Origin of the sequence: Streptomyces noursei (assembly GCF_016917755.1) — a bacterium.
GTDB lineage: Bacteria > Actinomycetota > Actinomycetes > Streptomycetales > Streptomycetaceae > Streptomyces > Streptomyces yunnanensis.
Genome location: NZ_CP070326.1, coordinates 8125742 through 8141774 on the forward strand (window position 1 = coordinate 8125742; position 16033 = coordinate 8141774).

The window sequence follows — 16033 nt, forward strand, 5'->3', positions numbered from 1 at the left end:
GGGTCGCGAACGAAAGCAACAATTTCTCTATGTGGTTTCGAACTCTTCATCGATGATGTCGAGCAGTCTGTCGACCGACACCGTGTCGATGTCCTCGTCCGAGGAGGGCACCTCTGCAGGCGAGTTCTGGCGGAGTGCGGAGACGATGGCGTCCAACCGGTCCGCGACGGCCCGGCGTTCGGGGCCGTCCGGCGGGAGGTTCGTCACGATCGCCTCGAACCTGGTGAGTTCCTCGCCGTACGCCCCGGGGTCGAGGGGGTCGGTCGCGGCGAGGAGTTCCCCGAGGCGGTGGGCCGCCCGTTCGGGGGTGGGGAAGTTGAAGACGAGGGTGGCCGGCAGGCGCAGTCCGGTGCGGGCGGTGAGCCGGTCGGCGAGTTCGACGCCGGCCAACGAGTCGAACCCGAGCTCCTTGAAGACGCTGCGGGTGCCGACGGCCTCGGGGCCGGGGTGGCCCAGGACGGCGGCGGCCTGGGTGCGCACCAGGTCCAGCAGGTGGCGCTCCCGGGCGGCCGGCGGCAGCGCGGCGAGGTGGCCGGCGGTGGGGTGGGACGCGGTGGTGTCCGGGAGGGGTTCGCCGGCCGGGCCGGGGCGGGCCGCGGCGGGCCGGGCCGGGCGGGCGTCGGCGGGCGTCTCGCCGCGGGCCTGCCGCGGGGTCCGGGGGGCGGCGCGCTCCTCGTCGGTCAGCGGGCGGGCGGCGAGGGCCTCGACCGTGACGACCGGCGCGCCGTGCACGTCGACCGCGGTGAGGGTCAGCGTGCCGGTCGTGGTGGGGCGGATGCGGACCCGCAGCGCGGTGGCGCCGACGGCGTGCAGCCGGACGCCGTGCCAGGCGACGGGCACGGTGCCGTCCACGGCCATGGCGGCGTGCCGGGCCGCGTCGAGCAGGGCGGGGTGCAGTCCGTGGTCGGGGGCGTCGTCGGCGGTGCCGGGCGGGCATTCCACGTCCGCGAAGATCTCCGCGCCGCGTCGCCAGGCGGCGCGCAGGCCGCGGAAGGTCGGGCCGTAGTCGAAGCCGCGGTCGGCAAGCCGTTCGTAGTGGTCGGCGAGGTCGAGGGGTTCGGCGTCGACCGGCGGCCAACTGGCCGGGGTGCCGTCGGTGGCGGCTTCGGTGGTGGACGGCGGGGTGCTGCCGAGGGTGCCGGTGGCGCATCGGGTCCAGTCGCCGGCCGGGTGGTGGTCGGGGCGGGTGTGGACGGTGACGGCGCGGCGCCCGGTGGCGTCGGCCGGGCCGACGTGCACCTGGACGTGCAGGGCGGCGTCGTCGGGCAGGGCCGGCGGGGTGGTGAGGTGGAGTTCGTGCAGGACGTCGCAGCCCGTCTCGTCGCCGGCGCGCACGGCGAGTTCCAGCAGCGCGGTGGCCGGCAGCACGACCCGGCCGGCGACGGTGTGGTCGGCGAGCCAGGGGTGGGTGCGGAGGGAGAGGGCGCCGGAGCAGACGGTGCCGCCGCCGTCGGCCAGTTCGACGGCGGAGCCGAGCAGGGGGTGGCCGAGGGCGCCGGGCCCGGTGCCGTTCGGGCGGGGCGGGGTGGGCCAGTGGCGCACGCGCTGGAAGGCGTAGGTGGGCAGTTCGACGCGGCGGGCGCCGGTGCCGGCGTAGAAGGCGGGCCAGTCGACGGGGACGCCGAGGGTGTGCAGGCGGCCGAGGGCGCCGGCGAACGCGGTCTCCTCGGGCCGTCCCTTGGTCAGGGCGGGTACGACGTCGGTGGTGCTGTCGGGGCCCAGGGTGTCGCGGGCCATCGCGGACAGCACGCTGCCGGGGCCGAGTTCGACCAGGACGTCGGTGCCGGCCTTGGCCAGTGCGGTGATGCCGTCGGCGAAGCGGACGGTGTCGCGGACGTGCCGGACCCAGTACTCGACGGTGGTGATCTCGCTGCCGGCGAGTTCACCGGTGAGGTTGGAGACCAGCGGGATCGACGGCTGGTGGAAGGTCAATCGGCCCACGACGTCCCGGAAGGCGTCGAGCATGGGCTCCATCAGCGGCGAGTGGAAGGCGTGCGAGACGGCCAGCCGGCTGGTGCGCCGGCCGCGGTCGGCGAAGTGGGCGGTCAGTTGCAGCACGGCGTCCTCGGTTCCGGCGACGACGACCGCGGTGGGGCCGTTGACGGCGGCCAGCGCGAGGTGTGCGCCGAGCAGCGGGGCCACGTCGTCCTCGGTGGCCTCCAGCGCGGCCATCGCGCCGCCGGCCGGGAGCGCCTGCATCAGCGTGGCGCGGGCGGCCACCAGGCGGCAGGCGTCCTCCAGGCTCAGGGCGCCGGCGACGTGGGCGGCGGCGATCTCGCCGACGGAGTGGCCGCCGACGGCCTCGGGGCGCAGGCCGAGCGAGGTGATCAGGCGGTGGAGGGCGACCTCGACGGCGAACAGGGCGGGCTGGGTCCAGCCGGTCCGGTCCAGCAGCGCGGCGTCGGTGCCCCACATCACCTCGCGCACCGGGCCGTCCAGGTGCCGGTCCAGGGCGCGCAGCACGTCGTCCAGTGCGTCGGCGAACACCGGGAAACGGGCGGCGAGTTCGCGGCCCATGCCCAGGCGCTGGCTGCCCTGGCCGGAGAAGAGGACGGCGGTGCGGCGCTGGTGGGCCGCACCGCGGGCGTGCTCGACGGCGTCCGCGGCGGCGCCGTCGGCGGTCGGCAGGAGGACCGCCCGGTGGCGGAGCGCGGCGCGGCCGGTGGCGAGGGAGTAGCCGACGTCCAGCGGGTCCAGGTCCGGCCGGGTGCGCAGGTGGGCGCGGAGCCGGGCGAGTTGGGCGTCGAGGGCTTCGGGGGTGGCGGCGGAGACCGGCCACGGGACGGTGGTGGGGCGGAGGGCGCCGGGCCGGGTGACGGGGACGTCGGCGGGCGGGGCCTCTTCGAGGATCACATGGGCGTTGGTGCCGCTGATGCCGAAGGAGGAGACGCCGGCGCGGCGCGGTCGGTCCGCCGGTGGCCAGGGCGTGTGGTCGGTGAGGGGGGCCACGGCGCCCTGGGACCAGTCGACTTGGCGGGTGGGGGTGGCCAGGTGCCGGATGCGCGGCATCAGGCCGTGCCGGAGGGAAAGGACGGTCTTGATCACTCCGCCGATGCCGGCGGCGGCCTGTGCGTGGCCGAGGGTGGACTTCAGGGAGCCGAGGCGCAGCGGTCGGTCCGGGTCCCGGTCCTGGCCGTAGGCGGCGAGCAGCGCCCGGGCCTCGACGGGGTCGCCGAGCCGGGTGCCGGTGCCGTGCGCCTCGACGAGGTCGATGTCGGCGGGGGCGAGTCGGGCGTCGGCGAGGGCGGCGCGGATGACGCGTTCCTGGGCGGGACCGCTGGGTGCGGTGAGGCCGTCGGAGGCGCCGTCCTGGTTGACGGCCGAGCCGCGCAGCACGGCGAGGACCGGGTTGCCGGCGGCGCGGGCGGTGGACAGGTGCTCCAGGACGACGATGCCGGCGCCCTCCGCCCAGGCGGTGCCGTCGGCGTCGTCGGAGAACGGCTTGCAGCGGCCGTCGGGTGCGAGGCCGCCCTGTCGGGTGTGGCCGACGAAGGCGGCCGGGGTGGACATCACCGTGACGCCGCCGGCCAGGGCGGTGCTGCACTCCCCCGCGCGCAGGGCGCGAACCGCGCAGTGCAGTGCGACCAGCGAGGAGGAGGACGTGGTGTCGACGGTGACGGCGGGGCCTTCGAGGCCCAGGACGTACGCCAGGCGACCGGAGGCGACGCCGGGGGCCAGGCCGGTGAGGGCGTGGCCGTCCAGGTCGTCGGGCGAGGCGTGGGTGACGGCGGCGTAGTCCTGGCCGCTGGCGCCGATGAAGACGCCGGTGCGGCTGCCGCGCAGGGAGTGCGGGTCGATGCCGGCGCGCTCCAGGGCTTCCCAGGCGGTCTCCAGGACGAGGCGCTGTTGCGGGTCGGTGGAGACGGCCTCGCGGGGCGACATGCCGAAGAAGGCGGCGTCGAAGTCGGCGGCGCCGGTGAGGAATCCGCCCTCGCGGGTCGCGCTGCGGCCGGGTCCGTCGCCGGCCAGTGCGGCCAGGTCCCAGCCGCGGTCGTCCGGGAAGGCGGTGGTCGCGTCGCGGCCGGTGCGGACCAGTTCCCACAGGTCCTCCGGGCCGGCGACCCCACCCGGATAACGGCAGGCCATTCCGACGACCACCACCGGGTCCTCGTCGGCTCCGATCGTCATGCCTTGCTCACCCCTGCGGAAAAGTTGGCCTCAGGTCACCTCTGCGTGCCGGATCGTACGTTCGCAAACGCTGTACTTTTCCCTAAGGAATGACGGGCGCCGGGGACGGGCATTGGCCACACGCCCCAGAAAGGGCTGTCGCGCGGCGAAGACTAGTGATTCCCCGGTCCGTGGCATGAGACCAAGTAACCGACCCGTTTTCCACGCGGCGCGTTCCGGGTGCCGGCCGGTGACCGTTCCTTCCGGCAGCACGCGCCTGGGGTGGCGGCGTCGGCGAATGCACTCACCCGGCGACCGGGCCGGGCGGGTGCGTGGCGCGCGGGCCCGGCGGCCCGCCACATTCCGAGGGGTGTTGTCCATGGGCGCGAATCGGCGGCCGATCCTGTTCGTCAGTTATGCCGAAAGCGGCCTGCTCAATCCGCTGCTCGTGCTGGCCGGGGAATTGTCCCGGCGCGACGTGGCGGACCTGTGGTTCGCCACCGACGAGAAAGCGCGCGACGAGGTGGCGGCCGTGGCGGACGGCAGCCCGGTGCAGTTCGCGTCGCTCGGCGACACCGTCTCGCAGATGTCGGCGGTCACATGGGACGACGCGACGTATGCGGAGGTGACGCAGCGGTCGCGGTTCAAGGCGCACGCGGCGGTGATTCGGCATTCGTTCGCTCCGGAGTCGCGGAGGGCGAAGTACCGCCGCCTGGAGGAGATCGTCGAGGAGGTCCAGCCGGCGCTGATGGTGATCGAGAGCATGTGCCAGTTCGGGTACGAGCTGGCGATCACCAAGGGCGTTCCGTTCGTGCTCGGGGTGCCGTTCGTGCCGAGCAACGTCCTCACCTCGCACGTCCCGTTCGCCAAGTCCTACACCCCGTCGGGTTTCCCAGTGCCGCACTCGGGGCTGCCGGCCGCGATGTCCCTGGCCCAGCGGATCGAGAACCAGCTGTTCCGGCTGCGGACGCTCGGGATGTTCCTGACGCCGGAGATCCGCAAGGTCGTCGAGGAGGACAACCGGATCCGCACCGAGCTGGGCATCGCGCCCCAGGCACGGCAGATGATGGCGCGGATCGACCATGCGGAGCAGGTGTTGTGCTACTCCGTAAGGGAGTTGGACTACCCGTTCCCGATGCATCCGAAGCTGCGGCTGGTGGGCACGATGGTGCCGCCGCTGCCCCAGGCACCGGACGACGACGGCCTGGCGGACTGGCTGTCGGCGCAGAAGTCCGTGGTGTACATGGGCTTCGGCACGATCACCCGGCTGACCCGCGAGCAGGTCGCGTCGCTGGTGGAGGTCGCCCGGCGGCTGGACGGCCGGGGCCACCAGGTGTTGTGGAAACTCCCGCGCAGCCAGCAGGAGTTGCTGCCGCCGGCCGCCGAGCTGCCGGACAACCTGCGGATCGAGGGCTGGGTGCCGTCGCAGCTGGACGTGCTGGCCCATCCGAACGTGAAGGCGTTCTTCACCCACGCCGGCGGCAACGGCTACCACGAGGGCCTGTACTTCGGGAAGCCGCTGGTGGTCCGGCCGTTGTGGGTGGACTGCGACGACCAGGCGATCCGGGGCCAGGACTTCGGGGTGAGCCTGACGCTGGACCGGCCGGAGACCGTGGACACCGAGGACGTCCTGGACAAGATCACCCGCGTGCTCGACCAGCCCTCCTTCACCGAGCGCGCGGAGCACTTCGCCGGGCTGCTGCGGGACGCCGGCGGCCGGGCCGCGGCGGCGGACCTGCTGCTCGGCCTTCCCGCCCTGGCAACCGACTGACCGAGGAAGACTCAACTCATGTCCTTTACGTATCCGGTGTCCATGCCGTGGCTCCAGGGCCGCGAGCTCGACTATGTGACGGAGGCCGTCAGCGGCGGCTGGATCTCTTCGCAGGGGCCTTATGTCAGGCAGTTCGAGGAGGCGTTCGCCACGTACAACGACGTGCCGTTCGGCGTCGCCTGCTCCTCCGGCACCACGGCGCTGACGCTGGCGCTGCACGCGCTGGGCGTCGGCCCCGGTGACGAGGTGATCGTCCCGGAGTTCACGATGATCGCGTCCGCCTGGGCGGTGACCTACACCGGTGCCACGCCGGTGTTCGTGGACTGCGGCGACGACCTGAACATCGACGTATCCCGCATCGAGGAGAAGATCACCCCGCGCACCAAGGTGATCATGCCGGTGCACATCTACGGCCGGCAGTGCGACATGGACGCCGTGCTGAACGTGGCGTACGAGTACAACCTGCGGGTGGTGGAGGACTCCGCCGAGGCGCACGGGGTGCGGCCGCGGGGCGACATCGCCTGTTTCTCGCTCTTCGCCAACAAGATCATCTCGGCCGGCGAGGGCGGCGTCTGCCTGACCCACGACCCGCACCTGGCCGAGCAGATGGCCCATCTGCGGGCGATGGCGTTCACCAAGGACCACAGCTTCCTGCACAAGAAGCTGGCCTACAACTTCCGGATGACCAACATGCAGGCCGCGGTGGCGCTCGCCCAGACCGAGCAGCTGGACACCATCCTCGCCCTGCGCCGCGACATCGAGAAGCGCTACGACGAGGCGCTGCGCGACATCCCCGGCATCACACTGATGCCGCCGCGCGATGTGCTGTGGATGTACGACCTGCGGGCCGAGCGGCGCGACGAGCTGTGCGGGTACCTCGCCGGCGAGGGCATCGAGACCCGGGTGTTCTTCAAGCCGATGAGCCGTCAGCCCGGCTACTTCTCCGCCGACTGGCCCACGTTGAACGCGGCCCGGCTCAGCGCCGACGGCTTCTACCTGCCCACGCACACCGGACTGACCGCGCAGGAGCAGGAGTTCATCACCGGCCGGATCCGCGCGTTCTACGGAGCGGCATGAGCACCGGAGCCGACGCGCGGACGACCGCGCCGCAGTGCCCGGTGGCCTTCCCGCTGCGCAGGCCGGGCCGGCCCTTCCCCCCGCCGGAGTACGCGACCTACCGCGGCGGAACGGGCCTGGTCCGCTCCGAACTCCCCAGCGGGCCGGTCTGGTTGGTGACCCGACACGAGGACGTCCGGGCGGTGCTGACCGACCCGCGGATCAGCGCCGACCCCTCCAAACCGGGTTTCCCCAAGGCCGGTCGGACCGGTGGCGCCCCGTCGCAGTACGAGGTGCCGGGGTGGTTCGTGGCGATGGACCCACCGGAGCACGGCCGGTTCCGCAAGACGCTGATCCCCGAGTTCACCGTGCGCAAGGTGCGGGAACTGCGGCCGGTGATCCAGCAGATCGTGGACGAGCGGATCGACGCGATGCTGGCCGCGGGCACCTCGGCGGACCTCATCGAGTCCTTCGCGCTGCCGGTGCCGTCCCTGGTGATCTCCAGTCTGCTCGGGGTGCCCAAGGCCGACCGGGACTTCTTCGAGGGCCGGACCCGGGTGCTGGTCCGGCTCAGCTCGACCGACGAGGAGCGCGACAAGGCGGCCCAGGCACTGCTGCGCTATCTGGGCCGGCTCATCCAGATCAAGCAGCGGCGGCCAGGAGACGACCTGATCAGCCGGCTGATCGCCGCGGGCACGCTGTCCCGGCAGGAGCTGTCCGGGGTGTCGATGCTGCTGCTGATCGCCGGGCACGAGACGACGGCGAACAACATCGGCCTGGGCGTGGTGCAGTTGCTCACCAACCCGCAGTGGATCGGCGACGACCGGATCGTCGAGGAACTGCTGCGCTACTACTCGGTGGCCGATCTGGTGGCGTTCCGGGTGGCCGTCGAGGACGTGGAGATCGGCGGTCAGCTGATCCGGGCCGGTGAGGGCATCGTGCCGCTGATCGCCGCCGCCAACCACGACGACACGGCCTTCGCGGCGCCCTCGGAGTTCGACCCGGAGCGCTCGGCGCGCTCGCACGTGGCGTTCGGCTACGGTGTCCACCAGTGCCTGGGCCAGAACCTGGTGCGGGAGGAGATGGACATCGCCTACCGCACGCTCTTCGCCCGGATCCCCTCCCTCACGCTCGCCGTGCCGGTGGCGGAACTGCCGTTGAAGTACGACGGGGTGCTGTTCGGCCTGCACGAACTGCCCGTCACCTGGAAGTGAGCCCGGTCGGGCCGCCCGCCGGCGGCCCGACCCCGGCAACGAACCGACCCTCGGAGGAACGATCGTGCGCATCACCGTGGACCCCGCCCGCTGCGTCGGGGCCGGCCAGTGCGTCCTGACCGCACCGGACCTGTTCGACCAGGACGACGACGGTCTGGTGACCGTCCTCGACCCGGCGGCGGGCGCTCCGGCCGTCGCCGCCCGCGAGGCGGCGGCGCTGTGCCCGTCCGGGGCGATCAGCGTCGCGGCGGACTGAGGAGCCGGCTCCCCGTGCGTGAGGGCCCCCGGCCGAGCGGGTCGGGGGCCCTCACTTCTGCCTGCCCGGGAGAGGGCAGGCAGATCGTCACCAGGTGACGGACAGCTGCGTCAGTCCGGCGGACAACTGGCCGGACGAGAAGCCCAGTTCCTCGATCGGGCGGGCCAGCCGCAGGCCGGGGAGCCGGGTGAAGAGCAGGGTGTAGGCGGTGCGCAGTTGGACCCGGGCCAGCGGTGCACCGATGCAGTGCCACATGCCGTGGCCGAACGTCAGGTGCGGGTTGGGCGCCCGCCGGATGTCGAACAGCTCGGGCTCGTCGAAGACCGTGCGGTCGAAGTTCACCAGCGTGAAGTCCAGCAGCACCAGGTCGCCGGTCTCGATGGTCACGTCGCCGACCTGCACATCGGCGGTGGCGTACCGCGGGAGCACCGAACCGCCGGCCTTCGCGGACCGCAGGATCTCCTCGACTCCGCTGCGCATCAGCTGCTCGTCGGTGAGCGCCGCGGCGAGCTGTTCCGGGTACTGGGTGAACAGCACCGTGCCCAGGTCGATGTGGCTGGCGACGCTGTCCAGGCCGGCGAAGAGCAGTCCGGCGACGATCGGTCCGATGCGGTCGTCGGACGGCACCTTCGGGCACAGCCGGGAGATGACGTCGTCCTCGGGTGCGGTGCGCTTGCGGCGGGCCAGTCCGGACAGCAGACCGAACAGCTCGTCCTGGGTTTCGTGGGCCCGGGTCGGGTCGTCGATTTCGCCGAGCTTGGCGAGCGCGGCGATCAACTGGCCCTGCTCCGCGGCGGGGACGCCGATGAGGGCGCACAGCACCGACAGGGAGAACGGCATGGAGAAGTCGCCGTGCAGGTCGGCGGGCGGGCCCTGGGCGGTGAGGTGCGCGAGCGCCTGTTCGGCGAGGGCCTCGACCTTCGGTACCAGGTCCAGGACCCGGCGGGCGGAGAACTGCGGGGTGAGCAGCGAGCGCATCTCGGCGTGCAGGGCGCGCGCCCCGTCGACGTCGTCGGTGACGATGAGGTCCAGCAACGGGTTGCGTACGTAGCGCGGTGCGTTGGCCGGGTCGGCGTGGGCGCGGGCCAACCGCTCGTCGTGCAGCAGCTGTTTGAGTTCGGAGTGACGGGTGACGAGCCAGCCCTCGTCGCCGGCCGGGGTGCGGACCTTGCAGACGGGGGCCCTGGATTGCAGGTCGCGCAGCAGGGGGCTCAGGCGCAGGACGGTGCGCGCCTCCGCCGCGAGGGAGGGCGGCGCGGTGGGTGTGCTCATGGAGGACTCCTCTGGAGGGTGGTGCCGTGGGGGGACAGGCGTCCGACTGTCTGCGCGGGGCCGGGTGGGGCGGGGCGGCGCCACCCCGCCCCACCTCGGCGGGATATCTGGCGGCTTGTCCGGCCACCCGGATCGATCTGTTCTCACACCGCGGGTTCCTCCAGTTCCGCGAGCCATCCCTCGATGGCCTGCGCGGTCAGTGCCGAGTGCTCCTTGGCGAGGGAGAGGTGGTCGGCGTCGATGTCCCGGACCTCGTCGGCGGGGACGGACGAGGTGTCGAGCCGGAAGCCGTCGAGGGTCCGGGCGGCGCGCACGAGGAGGGTGGGGGCGGTGGGTGCGGGTGCCTGGATGTCGGTCATCGCCATGAACCAGTGGGCCATGGCGGACATCCGGGCGCTGTTGAGCGTCACCGAGGGCGAGTCGATGTCGGCCAGGTAGAACCGCGTGGTGCGGTCCAGGTCGTTGCCCTCGCCGGGGTTGTAGCGGATGGACGCGGTGTCGAGGAGGATCACCGCTTCGGGCCGGACGTCCCAGGTGTCCTCCAGGACACCGGCGGCGAGGTAGGCCAGCGAGCCGCCGGTGGAGTGGCCGACCATGACGAACGGTTCCCCCTCGCTGGCCATCAGGACGCTCTCGGCGACGATGCGGGCCGCGGCCTCGCTGGTGGCCGGGAGGAGCTCGCCGGGGGCGAAGCCCATCAGGGGCAGCGCGGAGACATGGCGGCTGCCGCGGAAGTGCGCGGCGATGCGCGCGTACTGGTGGACGCCGCCGGTGGCGCCCGGAGCGCTGACGAAGATCAGCCGGGGCCGGCCCGGGCCGTCGGCGAGCGTCACCGGCTCGGAGAGCTCCTCCAGCTCGGCGGGGGTGTCGAACATCGGCCGGGTGTTGGCGACGGCCTTGAGCATCCGCATCGCCTCGACGAGCTTGCCGCCGCGCACCGCGTTGTAGAACAGGCCCTCCAGGGTGTCGTCGGAGCGCACCGCGGGGCGGGCGTCCGCGGCGGCGGGGCCGGTGGCGCCCGGCAGGGGACGGTTGGCGAGTTCCTGGTGCAGCCAACGCGCCAGCTTCACGGGGGACTTGCTGTCGAAGACGATGGACGAGGGCAGGCGCAGGCCGAGGATCTCGGCGAGCTGGTTGCGCAGGCCGACCGCGACCAGGGAGTCGAAGCCCAGCTCCAGGAAGCCCCGTTCGGGGTCGACGGCGGTGGGGTCGGGGTGGCCTAGCAGGCCGGCGGTGTAGCCGACGACGAGGTCGGTGAGCAGCTGCTCCCGGCCGGCCTCGTCGAGGTGGCGGAGGCGCTCGCGCACCGTGACCGGGGAGCGGTCGGCGGCGGCCGCGGTGCGGCGGGCCCGCGGTACCAGGTCGCGCCAGAGCGCCGGCAGGGCCTGCTGGTCCCGCAGGCCGGCGACGTTGATGCGGCTGGGCACCAGGGCCGGCTCGGGGCGGCCGACGGCGGCGTCGAACAGGGCCAGGCCGTCCTCGACGGTCAGCGGCGGCAGGCCGCCGCGCGCCATCCGCTCCAGGTCGGCGTCGCTGACCGACGCGGTCATGCCGCTGCCCCGGCCCCAGGGGCCCCAGGCGAGGGAGAGCGCCGGGAGGCCCTGGCCGGCGCGGTATCGGGCGAGCGCGTCGAGGTAGGCGTTGGCGGCGGCGTAGTTGCCCTGGCCGGGGCTGCCCAGGACGCCGGAGACCGAGGAGTACAGGACGAAGCCGGCCAGGTCGAGGCCGCGGGTGGCGTCGTGCAGATGCCAGGCGGCGTCGGCCTTGGGCCGTAGCACGGTGGCCAGTTGGTCGGGGGTGAGCGAGCCGATCAGGGCGTCGTCCAGGACGCCGGCGGTGTGCACGACGGCGGTCAGCGGGTGCGCCGCGGGGACCGTGGCGAGGAGCGCGTCGAGGGCGGCGCGGTCGCCGACGTCGCAGGCGGCCACCCGCACGTCCGCGCCCCGTGCGGTCAGCTCCGCCACCAGTTCGCCGGCGCCCGGTGCCTCGGGGCCGCGGCGGCCGGCGAGCAGCAGGTGGCGGGCGCCGCGGACGGTGACCAGGTGGCGGGCGAGCGCGGCGCCCAGGCCGCCGGTGCCGCCGGTGATCAGGACGGTGCCGTCCGGGTCCCAGGCGCGGGCCGGCGCGGTGCCGGCGGCCGGCTCCGGCAGCCGGGCCAGGCGGGCGGCGCGGACCGCGTGGTCGCGGACGACGAGCTGCTGTTCGTCGAGGGTGAGGACGTGCGGCAGCATCCCGGCGGACCGGAACGCGTCGTCGAGGTCGACCAGCAGCAGACTGCCCGGGTTCTCGGTCTGGGCGGAGCGCAGCAGGCCCCAGACGGCGGCGCCGGCCGGGTCGGTGACGGTCTCGCCCGGCACCGCGACCGCGCCGCAGGTGACGAAGACCAGGCGGGCGCCGGCCAACCGCGGCTCGTTCAGCCACTCCTGGAGCAGCCCCAGGGCGCGGGCGGTGACGGCGTGCACGGCGTCGGGCCCGGCGTCCGGACCGCCGACGACGGGGACGAGGAAGACGTCCGGCGCCAGACCGCTGTCGCCGATGGCTCCGCCCAGCGACGCCGCGTAGGCGCTGACGGTCTCGTCGGCGCGGTGCAGGGCGTAGCCGAGGTCGAGTTCGTCGTCGCCGACGACGGCCCAGCGGGTGCCGGTGGCCCGGGCGCCGGGGTCGACCGGCACCCAGTCGAGGTGGAACAGGCCGCCCTGCCCGGTGTGGCCGGCGGGTGCGGGGGTCGGGCGGTCCTGCGGGGAGCCGAGGGTGACGGTGTCGGCGGTCAGGACCGCGCCGCCCGTGGCGTCCGCGGCGGCGAGGGCCACGGTGTCGGGCCCGGTCGCGGTGAGCCGGACCCGCAGCGCGGTGGCCCCGGTGGCGTGCAGGGCGAGTCCGGTGAAGCCGGTCGGTTCGGGGGTGTGGCCGGCGGTGTGGTCGTCGTCCAGTGCGGCGGTGGCGCGGAGCGCGGTGGCCAGCAGCGCGGGGTGGATGCCGAAGGCGCGGTCGGCGGCGGTGGCGGCGGGCAGGGCCACCTCGGCGAAGACCTCGCCGTCGCGCCGCCACAGCCCGGTCAGGCCCTGGAAGTGGGGGCCGTAGTGGCGGCCGGCGGCGGTGGCGGCCGCGTCGAGGTCGGCGACGGGCACCGGGCGGGCGTCCCGCGGCGGCCATGCGGCGTCGGCCGGGCCGATCGGATCCGCGGGCGCTTCGGGGGCGTCGGGGGCGAGCAGGCCGGTCGCGCAGGTGGTCCAGGGGGCGTCCTCGGTGGCTGCGGGGCGGGCGTGGACGGTCAGCGGCCGGTGGCCCGCGGCGTCGGGGGCGCCGACCCGGACCTGGAGGGTGACGGCGTCGCCGTCGCCGAGGGTGAGCGGCGCCGGCAGGTCGAGCTGCGCCAGGTGCGGGGTGCCGCTCAGGTCGCCGGCGCGGACGGCGAGTTCGGCGAAGGCGACGCCGGGGACGGTGATCCGGCCGTCGCTGCGGTGGTCGCCGAGCCAGGGGTGGGTGGGCAGCGCGAGGCGGCCGGTGAGCACGGTCTCGTCGGCGTCGGCGAGGGTGACGGCGGCGCCCAGCAGCGGGTGGGCGGCGGCGGCCTGCCCGAGGTCGGCCGGGTCGCCGTGGCGGGCGCCGAGGGTGGGCCAGTAGCGGGCGCGCTGGAAGGCGTACGTCGGCAGTGCGACGGGGTCGGCCTGCGGGGTGCGGGTGCCGGCGAACACCGCGTCCCAGTCCACGTCCGCGCCGTGCGCCCACAGGGTGCCCAGGGCGGCCAGCACGGTGGTCTCCTCGGGCCGCTCCTTGCGCAGCACGGGCACCGCGACCAGACCGGGCTCGGGGAGGTTCTCCCGGACCAGGGCGGACAGCACGCCGTCCGGGCCGAGTTCGAGGAAGGTCCGCACGCCGCGGTCGGCGAGGGTGCGCACGCCGTCGCCGAAGCGGACGGCCTGCCGGACGTGGCACACCCAGTAGTGCGGGGTGGCGAGTTCCTCGGCGGTGGCTGGGAGGCCGGTGAGGTTGGAGACGACCGGGATCTCCGGCTCGGCGAAGGTCAGCGGGGCGAGGGCCGTCCGGAAGGCGTCGAGCATCGGGTCCATGAGCGGCGAGTGGAAGGCGTGGCTGACCGGGAGCCGGGTGGTGCGGCGGCCCAGGTCGTCGAAGTGCCGGCGGACGGCGAGGGCGTCGTCCTCGGCGCCGGCGACGACGACGGACCGGGGGGCGTTGACCGCGGCGATCGCGAGGTCGTCGGTGAGCAGCGGGCGCACCTCGTCCTCGGTGGCCTCCAGCGCCACCATCGCGCCGCCGGACGGCAGTTCGCTCATGGCGGTGGCGCGGGCGGCCACCAGGGTGCAGGCGTCGGCGAGGGTCAGCACACCGGCGACGTGCGCCGCGGTGATCTCGCCGATGGAGTGTCCGGTGACGTGGTCGGGCCGGATGCCCCAGGAGGACAGCAGGCGGTACAGCGCGACCTCGACGGCGAACAGCGCGGGCTGGGTGTGGCGGGTGTCGTCGAGCCGGGTGCGGTCCTGGCCCCAGACGATGTCGCGCAGCGACGTGCCGAGCCGGGCGTCGAGCAGGGCGACGGTCTCGTCGAAGGCGGCGGCGAAGACCGGGTAGCGGGCGTGGAGTTCGCGTCCCATGCCCGGCCGTTGGGAGCCCTGTCCGGAGAACAGCACGGCCAGCCCGCCCCGGTCGCCGGTGGGAACGGCGCCGCGCGCCACCTCGGTGAGGGCGCCGCCCTCGTGGACCAGCAGCGCCCGGTGCTCGAAGGGGGTGCGGGCGGTGACCAGCGCGTGACCGACGTCGGCGGCGGTGCGGCCGGGCGCGGTGGTCAGCGCGCGGACCCGCGCCAGTTGGGCGTCGAGGGCGCCGGCGGTGCGCGCCGCGACCGGCCACGGCACGGCGCGCGGGACGATCGGAGCGGGGGGCCGCCCCTCGGCGGTGCCGCCGGGCGCTGCGGCCGCCGCCTCTTCCGCGGTCGGTTCCGGCTGATCGGGGGCCTGTTCGAGGATGACGTGGGCGTTGGTGCCGCTGATGCCGAACGACGAGACGCCGGCCCGGCGCACCCGGTCGTCGCCCCCGGACCAGGCGACGGGTGCGGTGAGCAGCCGCACGGCGCCGGTCTCCCAGTCGATGTGCGAGGAGGGCGCGTCCACGTGCAGGGTCTGCGGGAGGACGCCGTGCCGCAGGGCCAGCACCATCTTGATGACGCCGGCGACGCCCGCGGCGGCCTGGGTGTGGCCGAGGTTGGACTTCACCGAGCCGAGCCACAAGGGCCGGTCGGCGGGCCGGTCCTGGCCGTAGGTGGCGAGCAGCGCACCGGCCTCGATGGGGTCGCCGAGCCGGGTGCCGGTGCCGTGCGCCTCGACCGCGTCCACGTCGCCGGGGACGAGGCCGGCGCCGGCCAGCGCCTGCCGGATGACCCGCTGCTGGGACGGGCCGTTGGGCGCGCTGAGGCCGTTGGACGCGCCGTCCTGGTTGACGGCGGAGCCGCGCAGCACGGCGAGCACCGGATGGCCGTTGCGCTGCGCGTCGGAGAGCCGCTCGACGAGGAGCAGACCGATGCCCTCGGACCAGCCGGTGCCGTCGGCCGCCTCGGCGAACGCCTTGCAGCGGCCGTCCGGCGCCAGACCGCCCTGGAGGCTGAAGCCGGCGAAGCTCGACGAGGTCGTCATCACGGTGACGCCACCGGCCAGGGCCAGGCCGCATTCGCCGGCGCGCACGGCCTGGGCGGCCAGGTGCAGGGTCACCAGTGACGAGGAGCAGGCGGTGTCGAGGGTGACGGCCGGGCCTTCCAGGCCGAGCGCGAAGGCCAGTCGGCCGGAGAGCACGCTGGCGGCCAGGCCGTTGCCCGCGTAGCCGCCCAGGTCGTCCTGCGCGGCGAGGACCAGGTGCGCGTAGTCCTGGCCGTTGGTGCCGACGAAGACGCCGGTGCGGCTGCCGCGCAGCCCGGCCGGGTCGATGCCGGCGCGTTCGACGGCTTCCCAGGCGGCCTCCAGCAGCAGCCGCTGCTGCGGGTCCATGGCGAGCGCCTCGCGCGGGGAGATGTCGAAGAAGCCCGGGTCGAAGGCGGCCGCGTCGGGCAGGAATCCGCCTTCCTGGGTGGCGCTGCGACCGGGCCCGTCGCCGGCCAGCGCCGCCAGGTCCCAGCCGCGGTCGGCGGGGAACGGCCCGATGCCGTCCCGGCCCGCGGACAGCAGCTCCCACAGGTCCTCCGGGGAGCGCACACCGCCGGGGAAGCGGCAGGCCATGCCGACGATCGCCACGGGTTCGTGGCGCCCCGCCTCCACCTCCTGAAGGCGCTGGCGGGTCTGGTGGAGGTCCTTCGTGACCCACTTCAGATAGTCGACGAGCTTCTTTTCGTCCGGCATGGTCCGTGCAACC

General features: G+C 74.4%; 6 protein-coding genes and 1 pseudogene. 4 read left to right on the plus strand and 3 right to left on the minus strand.

The features are described 5' to 3' along the window. Positions 1-27: 27 nt before the first annotated feature. Positions 28-4119 (minus strand): annotated as a pseudogene (locus tag JNO44_RS35395) (type I polyketide synthase); the annotation flags it as partial. Positions 4120-4486: 367 nt separating this feature from the next. Between JNO44_RS35395 and JNO44_RS35400 the strand changes: the two are divergent. The 4 genes from JNO44_RS35400 (at position 4487) to JNO44_RS35415 (ending at position 8404) form a co-directional block, all read left to right on the plus strand. Then, positions 4487-5878 carry a glycosyltransferase gene (locus JNO44_RS35400; RefSeq protein WP_205368064.1) on the plus strand — a complete coding sequence of 464 codons (1392 nt, stop codon included), beginning with the start codon at positions 4487-4489 and terminating at the stop codon, positions 5876-5878. A gap of 18 nt (positions 5879-5896) precedes the next feature. After that, positions 5897-6955, plus strand: coding sequence for a DegT/DnrJ/EryC1/StrS family aminotransferase (locus tag JNO44_RS35405; RefSeq protein WP_205368065.1), 1059 nt, complete (start codon positions 5897-5899; stop codon positions 6953-6955). After that, a complete protein-coding gene (locus JNO44_RS35410; RefSeq protein WP_205368067.1) occupies positions 6952-8148 on the plus strand; it encodes a cytochrome P450 in 1197 nt (398 codons plus the stop codon). The genes JNO44_RS35405 and JNO44_RS35410 overlap by 4 nt, the downstream gene beginning before the upstream one ends. Positions 8149-8212: 64 nt before the next feature. Beyond that, positions 8213-8404, plus strand: coding sequence for a ferredoxin (locus tag JNO44_RS35415; RefSeq protein WP_205368069.1), 192 nt, complete (start codon positions 8213-8215; stop codon positions 8402-8404). A gap of 87 nt (positions 8405-8491) precedes the next feature. Here JNO44_RS35415 and JNO44_RS35420 read toward each other — a convergent pair whose 3' ends face one another. Further along, complete coding sequence (locus tag JNO44_RS35420; RefSeq protein ID WP_205368070.1) at positions 8492-9676, minus strand: cytochrome P450; 1185 nt, start codon at positions 9674-9676, stop codon at positions 8492-8494. 143 nt (positions 9677-9819) lie between these two features. Further along, complete coding sequence (locus JNO44_RS35425; RefSeq protein WP_205368071.1) at positions 9820-16020, minus strand: type I polyketide synthase; 6201 nt, start codon at positions 16018-16020, stop codon at positions 9820-9822. Positions 16021-16033: the final 13 nt, after the last annotated feature.